The 14,425-nt window shown below is 73.2% G+C and carries 15 protein-coding genes; 3 read left to right on the forward strand and 12 right to left on the reverse strand.

The genetic code is table 11. The features are described from left to right. The first annotated feature begins 78 nt into the window (after positions 1 to 78). Together ABYE80_RS02535 and ABYE80_RS02540 are read left to right on the forward strand one after the other, a co-directional pair. On the forward strand, positions 79 to 1,737 hold the full coding sequence (locus ABYE80_RS02535) for an ABC transporter ATP-binding protein (protein WP_372788429.1): 1,659 nt from the start codon (positions 79 to 81) through the stop codon (positions 1,735 to 1,737). Then, positions 1,734 to 2,186, forward strand: coding sequence for a hypothetical protein (locus ABYE80_RS02540; protein WP_372788430.1), 453 nt, complete (start codon positions 1,734 to 1,736; stop codon positions 2,184 to 2,186). The genes ABYE80_RS02535 and ABYE80_RS02540 overlap by 4 nt, the downstream gene beginning before the upstream one ends. A 2-nt stretch (positions 2,187 to 2,188) precedes the next feature. Here ABYE80_RS02540 and ABYE80_RS02545 read toward each other — a convergent pair whose 3' ends face one another. From ABYE80_RS02545 to ABYE80_RS02600, 12 genes are all read right to left on the reverse strand, one after another. Beyond that, the gene (locus ABYE80_RS02545; RefSeq protein WP_372788431.1) at positions 2,189 to 3,679 is read right to left on the reverse strand and encodes a FliI/YscN family ATPase; all 1,491 of its coding nucleotides are present in this window, start codon (positions 3,677 to 3,679) and stop codon (positions 2,189 to 2,191) included. Next, positions 3,666 to 4,331: a FliH/SctL family protein gene (locus ABYE80_RS02550; RefSeq protein ID WP_372788432.1), complete on the reverse strand. Its 666-nt coding sequence runs from the start codon at positions 4,329 to 4,331 to the stop codon at positions 3,666 to 3,668. The genes ABYE80_RS02545 and ABYE80_RS02550 overlap by 14 nt, the downstream gene beginning before the upstream one ends. Beyond that, complete coding sequence (gene fliG, locus ABYE80_RS02555) at positions 4,331 to 5,395, reverse strand: flagellar motor switch protein FliG (RefSeq protein WP_372788433.1); 1,065 nt, start codon at positions 5,393 to 5,395, stop codon at positions 4,331 to 4,333. Before fliG ends, ABYE80_RS02550 begins: the two co-directional genes overlap by 1 nt. After that, positions 5,396 to 6,958: a flagellar basal-body MS-ring/collar protein FliF gene (gene fliF / locus ABYE80_RS02560; RefSeq protein ID WP_372788435.1), complete on the reverse strand. Its 1,563-nt coding sequence runs from the start codon at positions 6,956 to 6,958 to the stop codon at positions 5,396 to 5,398. 60 nt (positions 6,959 to 7,018) lie between these two features. Further along, positions 7,019 to 7,339, reverse strand: a complete 321-nt coding sequence (locus ABYE80_RS02565; RefSeq protein WP_372788436.1) for a flagellar hook-basal body complex protein FliE — start codon at positions 7,337 to 7,339, stop codon at positions 7,019 to 7,021. Beyond that, entirely contained in the window at positions 7,339 to 7,785 is a 447-nt protein-coding gene (gene flgC, locus ABYE80_RS02570; protein WP_372788437.1) for a flagellar basal body rod protein FlgC, read from the reverse strand. Before flgC ends, ABYE80_RS02565 begins: the two co-directional genes overlap by 1 nt. A gap of 1 nt (position 7,786) precedes the next feature. Then, a complete protein-coding gene (flgB, locus tag ABYE80_RS02575; RefSeq protein ID WP_372788439.1) occupies positions 7,787 to 8,146 on the reverse strand; it encodes a flagellar basal body rod protein FlgB in 360 nt (119 codons plus the stop codon). A gap of 178 nt (positions 8,147 to 8,324) precedes the next feature. Further along, positions 8,325 to 8,624, reverse strand: a complete 300-nt coding sequence (locus ABYE80_RS02580) for a hypothetical protein (RefSeq protein WP_372788441.1) — start codon at positions 8,622 to 8,624, stop codon at positions 8,325 to 8,327. Further along, the gene (gene fliS / locus ABYE80_RS02585; protein WP_372788442.1) at positions 8,621 to 9,028 is read right to left on the reverse strand and encodes a flagellar export chaperone FliS; all 408 of its coding nucleotides are present in this window, start codon (positions 9,026 to 9,028) and stop codon (positions 8,621 to 8,623) included. Before fliS ends, ABYE80_RS02580 begins: the two co-directional genes overlap by 4 nt. A 34-nt stretch (positions 9,029 to 9,062) precedes the next feature. Beyond that, positions 9,063 to 10,409 (reverse strand): flagellar filament capping protein FliD, encoded by a 1,347-nt coding sequence (fliD, locus tag ABYE80_RS02590; RefSeq protein ID WP_372788444.1) that lies wholly within the window; start codon positions 10,407 to 10,409, stop codon positions 9,063 to 9,065. Beyond that, a complete protein-coding gene (locus ABYE80_RS02595) occupies positions 10,406 to 10,699 on the reverse strand; it encodes a hypothetical protein (protein ID WP_372788445.1) in 294 nt (97 codons plus the stop codon). The genes fliD and ABYE80_RS02595 overlap by 4 nt, the downstream gene beginning before the upstream one ends. A gap of 161 nt (positions 10,700 to 10,860) precedes the next feature. Then, positions 10,861 to 13,287 carry a glycosyltransferase gene (locus ABYE80_RS02600; protein WP_372788446.1) on the reverse strand — a complete coding sequence of 809 codons (2,427 nt, stop codon included), beginning with the start codon at positions 13,285 to 13,287 and terminating at the stop codon, positions 10,861 to 10,863. Positions 13,288 to 13,526: 239 nt separating this feature from the next. Between ABYE80_RS02600 and ABYE80_RS02605 the strand changes: the two genes are divergently transcribed. After that, a complete protein-coding gene (locus ABYE80_RS02605) occupies positions 13,527 to 14,345 on the forward strand; it encodes a sigma-70 family RNA polymerase sigma factor (RefSeq protein ID WP_372788448.1) in 819 nt (272 codons plus the stop codon). The last annotated feature ends 80 nt before the right edge of the window (positions 14,346 to 14,425 follow it).

The following is a 14,425-nucleotide window of genomic DNA, read 5'->3' on the forward strand; positions in this document are numbered from 1 at the left end:
GATCCCCGCCCACCGCCTGGTCTGCGGTCCGGACCTGACCCGCCCCACCGAGCTCGTGCGGAGCCTGCTGTGATCGGGGTGCTCCGCGACATCCGGTCGCTGCTGGACCTCCGCACGCAGATCGTGACCGCGGTGCTGCTGGCGGGGGCGCAGTCGCTGGCCCTGATCCCGATCGCCCTGCTCGTGCGCCGCATCTTCGACCGCGACATCGCCCGCGGCGACGAGCAGGCGATCATCGTCGGCGGGCTGCTCGTCGCGGCGTGCGCCGCCCTCAGCGCGGCGGCGATCGCCGCCACGCGCAGCTACACGGCCCGGATCAGCCACGAAGCGGTCGGCCGGCTCCGCGCCGACCTCGCCGCCACGGTGATGACGCAGCCGCTGGCGTGGCACGACCAGCGCCCCCCGGGAGAGCTGCACGCCGCCGTCGTCAGGGACTGCGAGGACGTCGACCGGATGGCGCGCACGCTCGTCGGCCAGGCGCTTCCCGCGGTCGTCACGCTCGTACCACTCGGCGTCGTGAGCGTGATCCTGAGCCCGGTGCTGTCCGCGGTGCTGGCCGTCACCGTTCCGCTGACCATCGTCGCCACACGCGCGTTCGCTCACGTCTTCCGGCGTCGCGCCGTGCTGTGGCAGCAGGCGGCCCATCGCCTCAGCGACCGCTGGCAGGTCCTGCTCGGCGGCCTGCCCACCATCCGCGCGTCGGGCGCGGAGCAGGAGCAGATCGCGCGGTTCTCGCAGGAGATCGACCACTACGCCGACGCCAGCGCGCACGCCGCACGCTCCGAGGCGCGGTACGTCGCCGCGCACGGCGCAGCGGCCACCGGCATCGGCGTCATCGTGCTGGTCGTCGGCGGGATCCTGGTGAACCGCGGGACGATGAGCACCGGGGCGATGCTGGCGTTCTACGCGATCATGGCGCTCGGGCTCCGGCAGACGGCCGGTCTGTCCAACGCGGTCCCCCGGCTCATCGAGGGCGCGGCCGCGCTCGACCGCGTGCAGGCGCTCCTGCGCTCGGCGCCGGGAGACGCGTACGGTGGGACGGACGTGATCGCGTTCCACGGCCGCATGACGATGCGCGGCGTGGGCTTCGCCTACGGCGATCGGGAGGTGCTGGCCGGCGTCGACCTCGACCTCGCCCCCGGCGACCGCGTCGCGCTGATGGGGGCCAACGGCGCCGGCAAGACGACGGTGGCCGCGCTCCTGCTCGGCCTGTACCGCCCCGACCACGGGCGCGTGCTCGCCGACGACATCCCGCTCGAGGACCTGGACCTGCCCGGGTTGCGTCGGCAGCTCGGCGTCGCGCTGCAGGACAGCGTGCTCCTGCCCGGCTCGATCGCGCACAACATCGCGCTCGGACGTCCGGACGCCACCCCCGCGCAGGTCGCCGAGGCCGCGCGGCTGGCGGAGGCCGACCGGCTCACCCCCGATGCGCTCGCGAGCCCGGCCACGGCGCTCGGCGACGATGCGCTCAAGCTCTCCGGCGGGCAGCGGCAGCGCGTGGTCCTGGCGCGAGCGCTCCTGACCCGCCCCGCGCTGCTCGTGCTCGACGAGCCGACCGCGCACCTTCCCGAGGACGTCGCCGACCGGGTGATCGGCAACCTGCTGACGCTGCCCTGGCGCCCGACGATCCTGCTGATCACCCACGACGCGGACATCGCCGCGCGCATGGACCGTACGCTGCACCTGACCCGCGGTCGACTCCCCTGCCCGCACCCACGAACCGAGGTACTCCAATGACCGATCTCCGGATCCCCGGCCGCGCCCTGTGCCTCTCGGCATGCACCGTCGCGGTGCTCGCCATCGCCCCGATCACCTCCCCGAGCGCCGCGGACGCCCCCGGTGCGACCGCGAGCGCCCGCGTCGGCTTCCAGGACGCGAGCAAGAACATCCGATGCGCGCAGACCGGCAGCAGCGTCACGTGCGTGATCCGCCGCCAGGGCAAGAAGGGCTCCTGCACCCGTGCGTTCCAGGCCAGCGGCCGGGTCGCCCGCCGGGGAGCGTCGGTCCTCAACGCCGGCTGCTTCGCGAAGATGCCGTTCAAGGTGTCGCGGTACACGACGCTGAAGACCGGGAAGCGCAAGACGATCAAGGGCGTGACCTGCCGGGCGGGCAAGGGCACGATGCGGTGCACCAACGCCGACAAGCACGGCTTCGAGCTCAAGCGCTCGGGCACCACCGCGTTCTGATCTCAGACCCCCAGGTTCAGCGGGGGTATCGCGGACGGGCTCGCGGCGTGCTGCGGGTCGGCGACGGAGGGGCTGTGGCCGTCGTCCCGCGCACCGTCGAGGAAGGCGGTGCCGTCGACCGCCGGCGGCCCCCCGCCGACCGTGCCGGCACCTCCGACCACCGCATGCAGCGCGGCGTCGGCCGCCTGCGCGTCCCCTCGATCGTCGACGGACTGCCGCAGGAACGCGTCGATCGACGGCTTGAGGTCCAGGGCGCGGTCCGCGACGGGATCCGTTCCGCGCTCGTACGCGCCGATGGCGACGAGATCGCGCTTGTCCTTCTCGGCGGCCAGCAGGGTCCGCAGCTCCTGCGCGGCTGACCGCGTCTCCGGGTCCATGATCTCGCCGACGAGACGGCTCACGGACTGCAGGACGTCGATCGCCGGATAGTGCCCCTGGTGTGCGAGCTCACGGGTCAGCACGACGTGCCCGTCGAGGATGGAGCGGACCGCGTCGGCGATCGGCTCGTTCATGTCGTCGCCGTCCACGAGGACCGTGTACAGGCCGGTGATCGATCCGAGCGCGCTCGTCCCGGAGCGCTCCAGGAGCCGCGGCAGCAGCGCGAAGACGCTGGGCGTGTAACCGCGCGTGGCCGGCGGCTCGCCGATCGCCAGGCCGATCTCGCGCTGGGCCATCGCGAAGCGCGTCACCGAGTCCATCATCAGGACGACATCCGCGCCCATGTCGCGGAACCGCTCGGCGATCGTCGTCGCGGTCAGCGCGGCCTTGATCCGGACGAGCGCGGGCTGGTCGGAGGTCGCGACGACGACGACGCTGCGCGCCAGACCCTCGGGACCGAGGTCGCGGTCGATGAACTCGCGGACCTCGCGCCCGCGCTCGCCGACGAGGCAGATGACGTTGACGTCGGCGTTGGTCGAGCGCGCGATCATGCCCAGCAGCGAGGACTTGCCGACGCCGGACCCGGCGAAGATGCCCAGCCGCTGCCCGCGCCCACACGGCACGAGCGCATCGAGCGCCCGGACCCCGAGCGACACCCGCTCGGTGATGCGGGGGCGCTCCATCGGGCTCGGGGGGGCCGCCTCGATCCCGGCACGCGGGAGGTCGTCGACGGCAGGACCGCCGTCGATGGGGCGCCCGAGCCCGTCGAGCACCCGTCCCAGCAGCGCCGGCCCGGTAGGAACCCGGACGGCCTTCCCGGTCGCGGTGACGCGGTCCCCCGGCCCGATCCCGTGGACCTCCCCGAGAGGCATGAGGAGGGTCCTCCCCGCCCGGAAGCCGACCACCTCGGCCGGCGTGGGCCTGCTGTCCCGGCCGGTGGCGATGTGGCACACCTCACCGACCTCCGCCTCGACCCCGGTGGCCTCCACGATCAGTCCGATCAGGTCGGTCACCCGGCCGTGGCGCAGGTGCAGGTCGGTGTGTCGCACGGCCGTGGCGTGCTCCTCGAGACGCTGCGTGACCGCCTCGGCGACCTCGGCCTCAGGAAGGCTCATCGTCACCCTGTGACGGCTCCTGTCGGCCGGACAGGCTGTCGATGACCGCCTCCCGGGCGCGCAGCAGCTTCGTCTCGAGCGTCGCGTCGATCTCGCCCTCGACGGTCCGCACGAGCGCGCCGCCCTGCGTCACCCGCCGCTCGGCCTGGACCTCGCAGTGCTCGATACCGCCGAGCTGCGCGATGAGGTCCGGAGCGGCGGCTCGCACCCCGTCCAGATCCTCGGGGTGGACGAGGATCGTGACCCGCTCGCGGTCGACCAGGCAGCGCAGGGCGCCGCGGACCACGTCGACGACCCGCTCGGGCTCGGCGTGCAGCGCGCCCGAGAGGGCGTGCTCGGCGATCCGCAGCCCCAGGTCCACGGAGGCGCGCTCGACGCAGTCGGCCAGGGCGTGCCGGGCGGCCGCCATGCCCTCGACCGCCTCGGTCAGGACCGCGACGGTCGCCTGCAGCTGCGCGTGGCCCTCTGCGAGGCCCGCCGCGAAGCCCTCGGCACGCGCGGCCTCCCGGATCGCGTCGGCCTCCACCCGCGCCCGCTCGACCGGGCTCTCGCGGCCACCGGCATCCGCCGGCCTCGGCACCAGCTCCACCGGTTCGAGATCGGGGAGGTCGAAGGCGACGACATCGACGTCGACGTCGTGGTGAACCGCCATCAGATGACCTCGTCCGCGGGCTCTTCCCCACCCCGGCCCAGCGTGATCGCACCGGCCTCCTCCAGGCGCCGGATCGCGGCGACGACCCGGCCCTGGGCCTCCTCCACCACGGCCCGTCGCTGCGGCGCCGACGTCTCGAGATCCTCGCGGAGCATCTCGGCGCCGCGCTGCGACATGTTGGCGAAGATCTTCTCCGCGACCTCTGCCCCGACGCCGCGGAGCGCCACCCCGAGGTCCTTCTGATCGACCTCGCGGAGGACCAGCTGGATGTCGCGGTCGTTGAGGATGACGATGTCGTCGAAGGTGAACAGGCGCTGCCGGATCTCGTCGGCCAGATCCTGGTCGTGCTCGGCCACGGCCTGCAGGACGTTGCGCTCCGTCGACCGGCCGGCGCGGTTGAGGATCTCGGCCAGCGAGTCGATCCCGCCGGCCGACGAGAACTCCTGCGTCATGACGTTCGACAGCTTCAGCCGCAGCCCGCGTTCGATGTCCTCGACGACCCCCGGGTTGGTGTCGCTCATCGTGGCGATCCGCAGCGCGACGTCGGCCTGCACCTCGGGGTTCAGGGCCGACAGGACGAGCGCGCCCTGCGAGGTGTGCAGCGACGCGATCACCAGCGCCTGGGTCTGGGGTGCCTCGTCCGCGAGGAAGGTGGCGATCTGCTCCGGCGGGGTCCGGCGCAGGAAGTCGAACGGCCGCAGCTCGGCGCTCGCCGCCAGCGAGCCGATGATCTCCTCGGCGCGCTCCGGTCCGAGGAGGTGCTCCAGCACCTCACGGGCGAACTCGGGGCCGCCCATCGCGAAGTAGTCCTTCGCGCTGAACTGCTCGGCGAGGTCGGCGATCACCGCCCGGGTGGTCTCGGCCTTGACGCGCCACATGGCCGCCATCTCGGCCGAGAGCGCCTCGACCTCGCGCTCGGTGAGGAAGCGCAGGATCTCCGCCGCCCGCTCGGACCCGATCGAGATCAGGAAGATGGCCGCCTTCTGCCGCCCCGTGAGGCCGGCCAGCGCGACGCGGTCCTCCGGGCTGACCAGCTGCACCTCGGTCGAGGTCGCCGCGCCCATCTACTTGTCCTCCGTGATCCAGGCGCGCAGCTGGCTCGCGACGCGCTCGGGTTCACGGACGACGAGCTCCTCCAGCGCGACCGCGCGCGGGTCCGCCTTGAAGACGCTCATCGCCTCGTCCGTCACCGAGAAGTCGACCTGGTCGACCGTCGTGGCAGGAGGGGACAGCTCCCCGGACCCGCCGGCCGGCAGGGCCTTCAGCCAGCTCGGCTCGTCGGCGAAGGGCACCGTCTCGCGCTTGCGCAGATGACGGGTCACGAAGAACAGGAACAGGAGCGCGCCGAGCCCGATCGCGACGCCCTTCAGGGGCCCGGCCATGCCGGACGGGATGGGCAGCGGTCCGGCGGGCACGGCCTCCGGCTCGGGGACGGCGGCGAACGCGACCTGCGACACGGCCAGGGTGTCGCCGCGGTCGGCGCGGATCCCTGCGGCCGAGGTGAGCGCGGTCTTGAGCTGCGCCACGTCGGCGGCCGGGACCTTCTTGTCGATGACCACGGCGACGTCCAGGCGCTGCACCGTTCCGGGCGCGATCTGGGTCCGGGTGACGGTCTTGTCGACGCCGAGGTCCCGCTGCGTCGTCCGGTGCCTGTAGTCCGACGTCCCGCCGGCCACGGCGCCGGTCGCCGCGCCAGGGATGTTCGCCGTGGTGCCCGCGGCCCCGCCGGACCCCGCGCCGGTGCCCCGCAGGGTCTCGCTCTCGACGGTCTCCTTCAGCGGCACGCCCTTCTTGGCGTACTGGAGCTTCTCCTGGGTGGCCCGGCTGACGTCGAGGTCCGCGGCGACCTGCACGTGCGCCTTGTCGGGGCCCAGCGTGCGGACCAGGAGCGCGTCCAGCGAGGACTCGAGCTGCGCGGCGTAACGCGCCTCCGCGGCGGGCTTCGCGAGGCCCCCGGCCAGCTCACCTCCCCCTGCGCCGGTGCCGTCGCCGACCGGCCACACCATCTGCCCGGCGCCGTCGGTGATCGTGACGCTGTCGGCCTTCAGGTCCGGGACGGACGAGGCCACGAGGTTGGCGATCCCGCGGATCTGACCCGGGTCCATCCCGCCCGACCCGCCGTCCAGGAGCACCGCGGCGGTCGCGGGCTTCTGCTCGTCGGTGAACAGCTCGTCCTTCGGGAGCGTGAGGCGCACCTGCGCGCCGCTGACGCCGTCGATCGACGAGACCGTCTGCGCGATCTGGCCCTCCAGCGCGCGCTGGTAGGCGACCTGCTGCTGGAAGTTGGAGGCCCCGAGCTTCTGCTTGTCGAGCAGCTCGAAGCCGGGCTGACGCGCGGTCCCGCTGACGCCCTGGTCGGCGAGCGCGACCCGCGCCTTGCTCTCCATGCCCTTGACGACCGCGACCTCGGTGCCCCCGCTGCGGATCTCGTAGCCGACGCCCGCGCCGTCGAGGGCCGCCGTGACCTTGCCGGCGTCGGTCGGGTCCATGCCCGCCATCACCGTCGTGTAGGCCGGGGCCGAGGCCAGCCGCATGAGGAAGATGGCGGTGACGACGAAGACCAGCGCGCTGGCGGCGAGGGTGATCTTGCCGCGGGTGGGCATGCTGGCGAGGAGCTGGAGGGGCATGGTGGAGGGGTGCCTTGCCGTGAGGGAGCGGTGGAGGGAGTTCTGCGAGCGGGCGGCGAGCTAGACCTGGGTCCGGAAGATCTCGCTGATCGCATCGACGGACTTCGTCCGCAGCTGCGAGGCGAGTTGCATTGCGAGCTGCGCTCGTTCGACGGCGACGACGACCTGGGAGGGATCGGTCGCCGTGCCGTCGGCGAGTGAGCGCGAGGCGGAAGCGGCGTCGGACTGGAGGGTCGCGAGGCTCTCGAGCTGGCTGCCGAGCATGCCCCCGAAGCTGCCCCCGGACCCGGCGGACGGGGCCGGACCGGTGACCTGGGACTCGGCCCCGAGGGAGGGGACGGTCCACTCGGAGGCCGTGGTGCCGAGCGCTTCGACCGGCATCAGCGCAGCAGGTCCAGGGTCCGGGTGAACATCGTCTTGGCGGTCTGCATGGCGGTCGCGTTGGCCTCGTAGGCGCGTGAGCTGCTGATGAGCTCGACCATCTCCGTGACCGTGTTGACGTTGGGCAGCTCGACGTAGCCGTCGGCGTTGGCGTCAGGGTGGCCCGGGTCGTAGACGCGGCGGTTGGGGGCCGAGTCCTGGACGACGCCGGCGACCTGCACGCCACGGGGAGCGTCGGCCCGCTGCATCGCGCCGTCCAGCGCAGCGGCAAACGTGGCGCCCGGGCCGCCCGCCTCCTGGAGGACGACCTCCTTGCGGCGGTAGGGCTGGCCGTCGGCGCCACGCGTGGTCTGCGCGTTCGCGAGGTTCTCGGCCGTGACGTCCATGCGCAGGCGCTCCGCGCTGAGCCCGGTGCCGGCGATGTCGATGGCGTCGAACAGGCCCACGTCAGCGCACCCCGATCGCGGACTGGAGGATGGTCGTGCGCGCCTTGTACACGGCGACGAGCGCGGCGTAGGTGAGTCCGTTGCGCGCCTGGCCCGCGGCCTCGGTGTCCATGTCGACCGAGTTGCCGTCGGCGCGGACGGGAGCGGCCTGATCGACCGCCGGGGCGGGGGACAGCGAGCGGAGCGCGTCACGGTCGTTCGCGCGCAGCGCGGCACCGAGCTGCGACTCGAAGGACACGTCCTGCCGGCGGTAGCCCGGCGTGTTGACGTTCGCGACGTTCTGCGCGATGGCGCTCTGCCGCACCGACGCGCCGTGCATGGCGGCGTCGAGGGCGAGCTGCGTGGTGTCGAAGAGGTTCACGGGCGATCGGTCGGGTCGGGTGGCGCCGGCTCGCCCCTCCTGGGCCCTGGCGCCTCGACCGCCGTCCGTGGCGGGTCATGCACCGTCGTCGGCGCGAACCGCGCGGGGTTGAGCGGTGTCCAGGGTCCGGTGGACGCCGCCGCCCACGCGCCTCCCCAGAACTGGGGAGGCCCCGAGGTCAGGCGCCCGTGCGCCCGTACCCGTGCGCCGCGGCGCGGCCGCGGTGCAGCCCGGCGAGCTCCCCGCGGACGGCGGCCGTCCGGTCCACGAGGGCCAGGGTCACGAGCTGCTGGAGCCCGGCGGCCTCCTGGAGCGCGGCGAGGTCCGCCGATGACCACCGGGCCCCCACGTCCGGCACCGGCGCCGACATCAGCTGCTCACGCTGCTCGTGGAGCGCGTCGAGCTCGTCGTCGCGGCCTTCGAGGACGAGCGTCAGCTCCTGCTGGGCGAGCGCGACGAGTGCCTGCGCCCGTCTCACGCGACGAGCGGCGGCATCGACGGGCCCTGCGAGCCGCCGCCGGCCGCGAGCTGCGCCCACGCGTCGCGGAGGTCGTCGAGCAGGCGGATGACGGTGCGGATCTTGGTCGCGTCGCGCTCCAGGCGCGCGTCGATCAGCTGCCGCTTGCAGAACACGTAGATCGCCTGGAGCCGTTCGGCGAGCTCGCCGACCCCCATGTCGAGCGTCGCGAGCAGCTCGTCGATGATGGCCTCGGCACGTGCCATGCGCTCTCCACCGTGCGTGTAGGCCTCTTCGCCGAACGCGGCCTCGGACTGCCGCAGGAATCGCAGGGCGCCGTCGTAGAGCATCACGACGAGCTGCTCGGGCGACGCGGTCAGCACGCTGCTCTCGCGGTAGGCCTGGGGGCGGGCGTAGGGGTTCATGGTGTCTCCGTCGTGCTTCGTACGGTGTCAGGGGTCAGGACGTGCCGAGCACGCGCAGCAGGCTGCTCTGCTGCGCCTGGCTGCGGGCGAGGGCGGTTTCGAGCGCCGTGAACTGCTGGCGAAGGCGCTCCTCCTTCGCGGCGAGTCGATCATCGAGGCGGGCCATCTGGTCCTTCAGGCGCGTGACCTCGCCGGCGGCGGCCTGCGTGGCGCCCTCCATCGATCCGCCGGCCTGCGTGGTCGGCGTGAGGACCGACTCGAAGGCCTGGGCGAATCCGTCGACCCCGGCGCCGCCGAGCAGGCGCTGAACCGCGGTCGGGTCGGCGTCCAGTGCCGCGCGGAACTTGGTCGTGTCGAAGCTCAGCCGGCCCGCGACGCCGTCGGTGTTGATCGCGGTCCCGGTCGCGATGCCGGTGGTGATGCCGAGGTCCTCGAGCGCATCGGTCGCCTGCGGATTGCCGCCGACGACCGCGCCGACCGTGGAGCGCAAGGAGGACAGCAGGCTGCTCAGCGCCTGATCCCCGAACAGCACGCCCTTCTTGGCGTCCGCGGAGGTCTGCGCGTCGGGGACGCGCTTCTCGGTCAGCTTGGCGCGAATCGTGTCGACCATGACGTTGTAGGCGTCGACGAACGCCTTGACCTTGGCCTCCACCGCGCTCTTGTCGGGCGCGGGCGGACCGACGGTGACGGTCACCTCGCCGGAGGTCAGGCCCTTGAGCGTCAGCTCGACGCCGGGAACCGCCGACGTCACGACGTTCGACGACGCCGAGCCCGGCACCCCGTCGACGGTGAACTGGGCGTCGAGACCGGCCTTCCCCGCGGGCACGTCCTCGATGATCGACAGGCCGGCTGCGGTGATCGAGCTCGCCGCCCCCGTCGTCTTGCCGCTGAGCACGAGGCGCCCGGCGACGTTGACGGCGTAGACCCCCGCGTCCGTGGACTGGTTGATCGCGGACACGGCCTCGTCGAGCGTCGCGCCGTCGGACAGGGCGATCGTCGCCCCGCCGATGACGAGCTGCCCCGCCCCCACCGGCGGGACGTAGTCGAACGTCTTCTGCGGAGCTCGCGCGAGCTGCGTGACCTCGAGCCGCACGCCTCCGGGCGCGGCGCCCGCGGTCTGCCGCGCGGTGACCTTGGTGCTGTCGGAGGACTCCACCGCCTGGACCTCGCCCCACGTGGCGGCCGAGCGCAGGCCGGTCGCCGCGGTCTGGAGCGCCGTGAGCTTGCCCTTGATCTCACCCAGCGCGTCCTGCCGCGCCTGGGCGACCTGCTGTCGGAGCTCGAGCCGGATCCTCGGCGCGCGCTCGACCTGCATCAGCGACGTGATGATCGCGTCCGTGTCCAGGCCGGAGGCCATCCCGCTGAAGCTGATGGGGCTCACGCCGCGTCCCCGGGCCTGCGCATCGGCACGATCGGCGCCGGAGATCCCACGACCTCGCCGGCGCTGACCTCGCGGAGCATCCTGCCCTCCAGGTCGCACAGCGCGATGACGGTGCTGCCGTTGAGACGGCCGTCGTCGAAGACGACGTGCTGACCCTGGGACCTGAGCTCCTCGAACAGGGCGTTCGCGGCCTGGACCTCCGCCCAGACCTCTCCCGGTATCTGCCCTGCCCGCCGGGCGTCGCGGCGTGCTCGCGCGGCGTCCAGCTGAAAGACCTGTGCGACCTGCATGACGTTCCCTCCTGGGTGTCCCGCCGCCCCGTCCGTGGGGAAGCTCGCCCTCCTGTCATCGGTGGGTGCACCCGGCGCTTGAACAGCGACCTGGACGTTCGGTCGATGGGCACCGGCACGGCGGACCGGACGGACGTCCGGGGGGATGGCGAGGGCGGCGCTCACGCCGGCGCCGGCTCCAGGGCGCGGGCTTCGGCCGCCAGCAGGTCGGCGTCCTCGTCGAGGCCGCGGGCCAGCGCGACCTCGGCGAGACCCGTGTAGGCGCGCGCGTCGGGACCCTCGCGCTCCACGACCGCGATCCACTCGTCCGCCGCCGACTCCAGGTAGCCGCGCCGGAGGTACAGACGGGCCAGCGCCTCCCGGCGCTCGCGCCACGGCACGTCGACGGCGTCCAGCACCGGGGCGAGCGCTTCGAACGCGTCGTACTGCTCCAGACGGGCGAGCGCGTCGAGCATCGTCAGCACGGGCGCCGCCGCCTCCGCCGGGAGCGCCGGCAGGGGCGCGCCGCCGTCGCGCCAGGCGCGCAGGACCGCCACCTCGTGGGCGGGCAGCCCGGCCCGGCCGGCCGCGTCGAGCGCCTCCTCGGAGACGTCGTGGCCCGCGGCGATCCGGCTGAAGAGGGCGGTCCGCGCCGCGGCGTCCGCGCAGGCGGCCTCGGTGGGCACCCGCTCGGCCTCCTGCGCAGCCGCGGGGAGATCGCCCTCGGAGAGCAGTGCCTCCGCGAGGATGACGCGGGCCGCGTGGGCCTCGGGCTGCGCGGCCAGCGTCCGCCGCAGCAGCGTAGCCGCGACCTGCACCGCACCGACCTCGAAGCAGGCGACGGCGACGAGGAACGCGGCGGTCGGGCTCAGCGGTCCGCCGTCCCGCTCCAGTTGGTCGACGACGTCCGCGGCCGCCACGTCCTGCCGCAGCAGCACCAGGGCGAGCTGCTCGATCGTCCCCAGGTACCCGGGGTGCTCGCGCAGGGCGGTGCGCAGCAGCGCCTCCGCGGCCGGGAGCTCGCCCCGCATCCGGTGGACCTCCGCCAGCGCGCAGGCCGCCATGGACGTCCCGCACCCGACGGTCGCGCTGTACCGGCTCGGCGCATCCCCCATCTCCAGGCACCGGGCGAAGAGCGATGCGGCGGCGTCGAGGTCCTCACGGGCCCGCGCGGCGAAGCCCTGCTCGTACACGACGTCGGTGAAGCCCGGGAAGACCTCGAGGACCTGCTCGGCGACCGCGTCCACGCGGTCGAGCCGGCCGGTGACGCGAAGCGACTTCACGAACCGGGCCGCCAGCGACGGCGCGTAGCCGTAGGTCGTCACCGCGGGGTCGGCGACGACCTCCTCCCACGCCCGCGCGAAGTGCTCGTAGGCCCGTTCGTGCTGGCCGGCGGCCGCGTACTCGCTGGCGAGGTTGAAGGAGAGGAACGGCGTGTCGACGCCCTCGGCCGCCTGCCGCTCCAGCAGCTCGATGTTGCGCCGCGACTTGCCCTTGGCGTCGCGGACGACACCGAGGTACCCGTAGTGCTCCATGCGGACCGGGGTGCGCTCCAGCCGTTCGGGCAGGAAGCCCGGGAGGTGCTGGGCGATCTGCTCGTGCACCCGTCCCTCGAAGCGGTACTCGGGCCGGTTGCGGAACACCCGCAGCGCGTCGTGGGTGACGGCGGTCCCGTCCTCCAGGTCGCCCGTGTGGTTGACCTCGACGAGATAGAAGGCCTCACGCCACGTGCGTCCCGTGAGCGCGCGAAGGGCCGCGGCGTCCCCGTCGACGAGGACCTCGTCGGCGTCGAGGTACATCACCCAGTCACCCGTCGCGGCGCCGAAGCTGACGTTGCGGGCCGCGGAGAAGTCGCCGGTCCACTCGTGGTGCAGGATGCGCGCGCCGAACGACTCGGCGATCTCCACGGTGCGGTCGGTGGACCCGGTGTCCACCACGATGATCTCGTCGACGGCGTCGCGCACGGCGGCCAGGCAGCGTCCCAGCATCGCCTCCTCGTCCTTGACGATCATGCAGAGCGACAGGGTCAGTCCGGTGGCCGGGGAGGCCGCACGGGCGACCCGGGCGGCCCGCGTCTCCAGGGTCCGCAGCCCCGCCGTGACGGCCGGGGGCAGCCCGGGGATGCGCGTGATGCCCGCGGCTTTGCGCCGGGCGATCTCGTCGAGGTTGCCGCGGACGTGCGGCAGCTCCGGGTCCAGCCGCAGGGCGGCGTCGAACAGCTGCCCGGCCGGCTTCAGCGCGCCCAGCTCGTAGAGCGCGACACCCGCCCAGTTCAGGAGCTGCGGTTCGCGAGGGTCCTGCTCCAGCAGCTCGAGGCACGCATCGGCGACGGCGGCGAAGACGGGGGCCACGACGCCCAGCGCGGTGCCCTGGACCCCCAGCCCGGCCTGGACCAGCGCCTTGCGGGCCTGCCACCGGCGGTGCACGTCGTCGACCGCCGCCGCCTCCGCGAACAGCGCGCGGTACGCCGGGACGTCCCGGCGCGCGAGGGCCTGGGCGGCGCGAGGCCCCAGGACGCTCGCGGGTGTCGTGCGCGACGAGGGGACGGCGGGCAGCGCGATGCCCTGGGCAGGCGCGTCCGCGGGAACGGTGGTCAGTCGGAGAGCCATTGATCGGTGTCCTCATGCGGGGCAGGGAGCGGCACGCACACAGTGGTCGGCCGCCTACGCCATCGGTTGAGCGCGGCCGTATGTCGGACGACGTGAACGGGCCTCCTCCCCAGAAGTGGGGAGGGCGGGATCGACACCTATCGGGGGGAAGTACCGAGAAGCGGGGATACGGGCGGTAGCACATGGCGCCGACAACTCACTTGTCCAGTCGGTCACGCAGCCACAAAGGACCCAACGCCATGTCGCTCACCGCCACCAGCAAGCAGCACCGCCGCCTCTCCTCCCAGGACGCGCTCGCGCTCTGGAGCGAGTACCAGCGCACGAACGACCGCGCCCTGCGCGACCGTCTCGTCCTCACGTTCGCGCCGCTCGTGAAGTACATCGTCTACAAGAAGGTCCGCGAGATGCCCGCCCGCTGCGAGGTGGAGGACTTCATCTCCTGCGGCCTGGAGGCCCTCATCCAGTCGATCGACCGCTACGACCCCGCCAAGGGCGCGACGCTGGAGCAGTACGCCTGGACCCGCATCCACGGCGCCGTGCTCGACGAGCTCCGCCGCCAGGACTGGGCGCCGCGCTCGGTCCGCCGCTGGGAGCGCGACATGGAGAAGGCCACGGAGGAGTTCACCACCCTGCACGGCCGCCGTCCGAGCACCCCGGAGCTCGCCGAGGCGATGGGCGTCCCCGTCGAGGAGCTCCGCCGCAAGCGCGACGAGGTCACCCAGTCCGACGTGACGTCGCTGAACACGCTGGTGATGAGCGACGACGAGACGACGATCGAGCGTCTCGACACCATCGCCACCAAGGACGTCCGCGACGACCCGCTGCACATGGCGCAGGCCGACCAGGCCAAGGACAAGTTCCGCGCCGCCTTCGCCCGCCTTCCCAAGCGCGAGCGCGAGGTCGCCGTCCTCCTGTACGTCAAGAACATGACGCTGGCCGAGATCGGCGAGATCCTCGGCGTCAGCGAGTCGCGCGTGTGCCAGATCCACGGCGCGATGAAGAAGACCCTTCGCCAGGCGCTCGACGCCGACGAGGCGCTGTTCAAGGCCGTCGCCTGAAACACGGCGGCGGTGGGACGAGCAGCACCCGCAGGACCCGTAGGACCGCAGGACCCGTAGGACCGCTGGACCGCAGGACC

It is taken from the genome of Paraconexibacter sp. (genome assembly GCF_041602235.1).
GTDB lineage: Bacteria > Actinomycetota > Thermoleophilia > Solirubrobacterales > Solirubrobacteraceae > Paraconexibacter.

What these genes read in the sequence shown, in the direction of transcription:
- ABYE80_RS02540 (WP_372788430.1), top strand. Translation starts at nt 1,734, where the DNA reads ATGACCGATCTCCGGATCCCCGGCCGCGCCCTGTGCCTCTCGGCATGC.
- ABYE80_RS02545 (WP_372788431.1), bottom strand. Translation starts at nt 3,679, where the DNA reads ATGAGCCTTCCTGAGGCCGAGGTCGCCGAGGCGGTCACGCAGCGTCTC.
- ABYE80_RS02550 (WP_372788432.1), bottom strand. Translation starts at nt 4,331, where the DNA reads ATGGCGGTTCACCACGACGTCGACGTCGATGTCGTCGCCTTCGACCTC.
- fliG (WP_372788433.1), bottom strand. Translation starts at nt 5,395, where the DNA reads ATGGGCGCGGCGACCTCGACCGAGGTGCAGCTGGTCAGCCCGGAGGAC.
- fliF (WP_372788435.1), bottom strand. Translation starts at nt 6,958, where the DNA reads ATGCCCCTCCAGCTCCTCGCCAGCATGCCCACCCGCGGCAAGATCACC.
- ABYE80_RS02565 (WP_372788436.1), bottom strand. Translation starts at nt 7,339, where the DNA reads ATGCCGGTCGAAGCGCTCGGCACCACGGCCTCCGAGTGGACCGTCCCC.
- fliS (WP_372788442.1), bottom strand. Translation starts at nt 9,028, where the DNA reads ATGAACCCCTACGCCCGCCCCCAGGCCTACCGCGAGAGCAGCGTGCTG.
- ABYE80_RS02595 (WP_372788445.1), bottom strand. Translation starts at nt 10,699, where the DNA reads ATGCAGGTCGCACAGGTCTTTCAGCTGGACGCCGCGCGAGCACGCCGC.
- ABYE80_RS02600 (WP_372788446.1), bottom strand. Translation starts at nt 13,287, where the DNA reads ATGGCTCTCCGACTGACCACCGTTCCCGCGGACGCGCCTGCCCAGGGC.
- ABYE80_RS02605 (WP_372788448.1), top strand. Translation starts at nt 13,527, where the DNA reads ATGTCGCTCACCGCCACCAGCAAGCAGCACCGCCGCCTCTCCTCCCAG.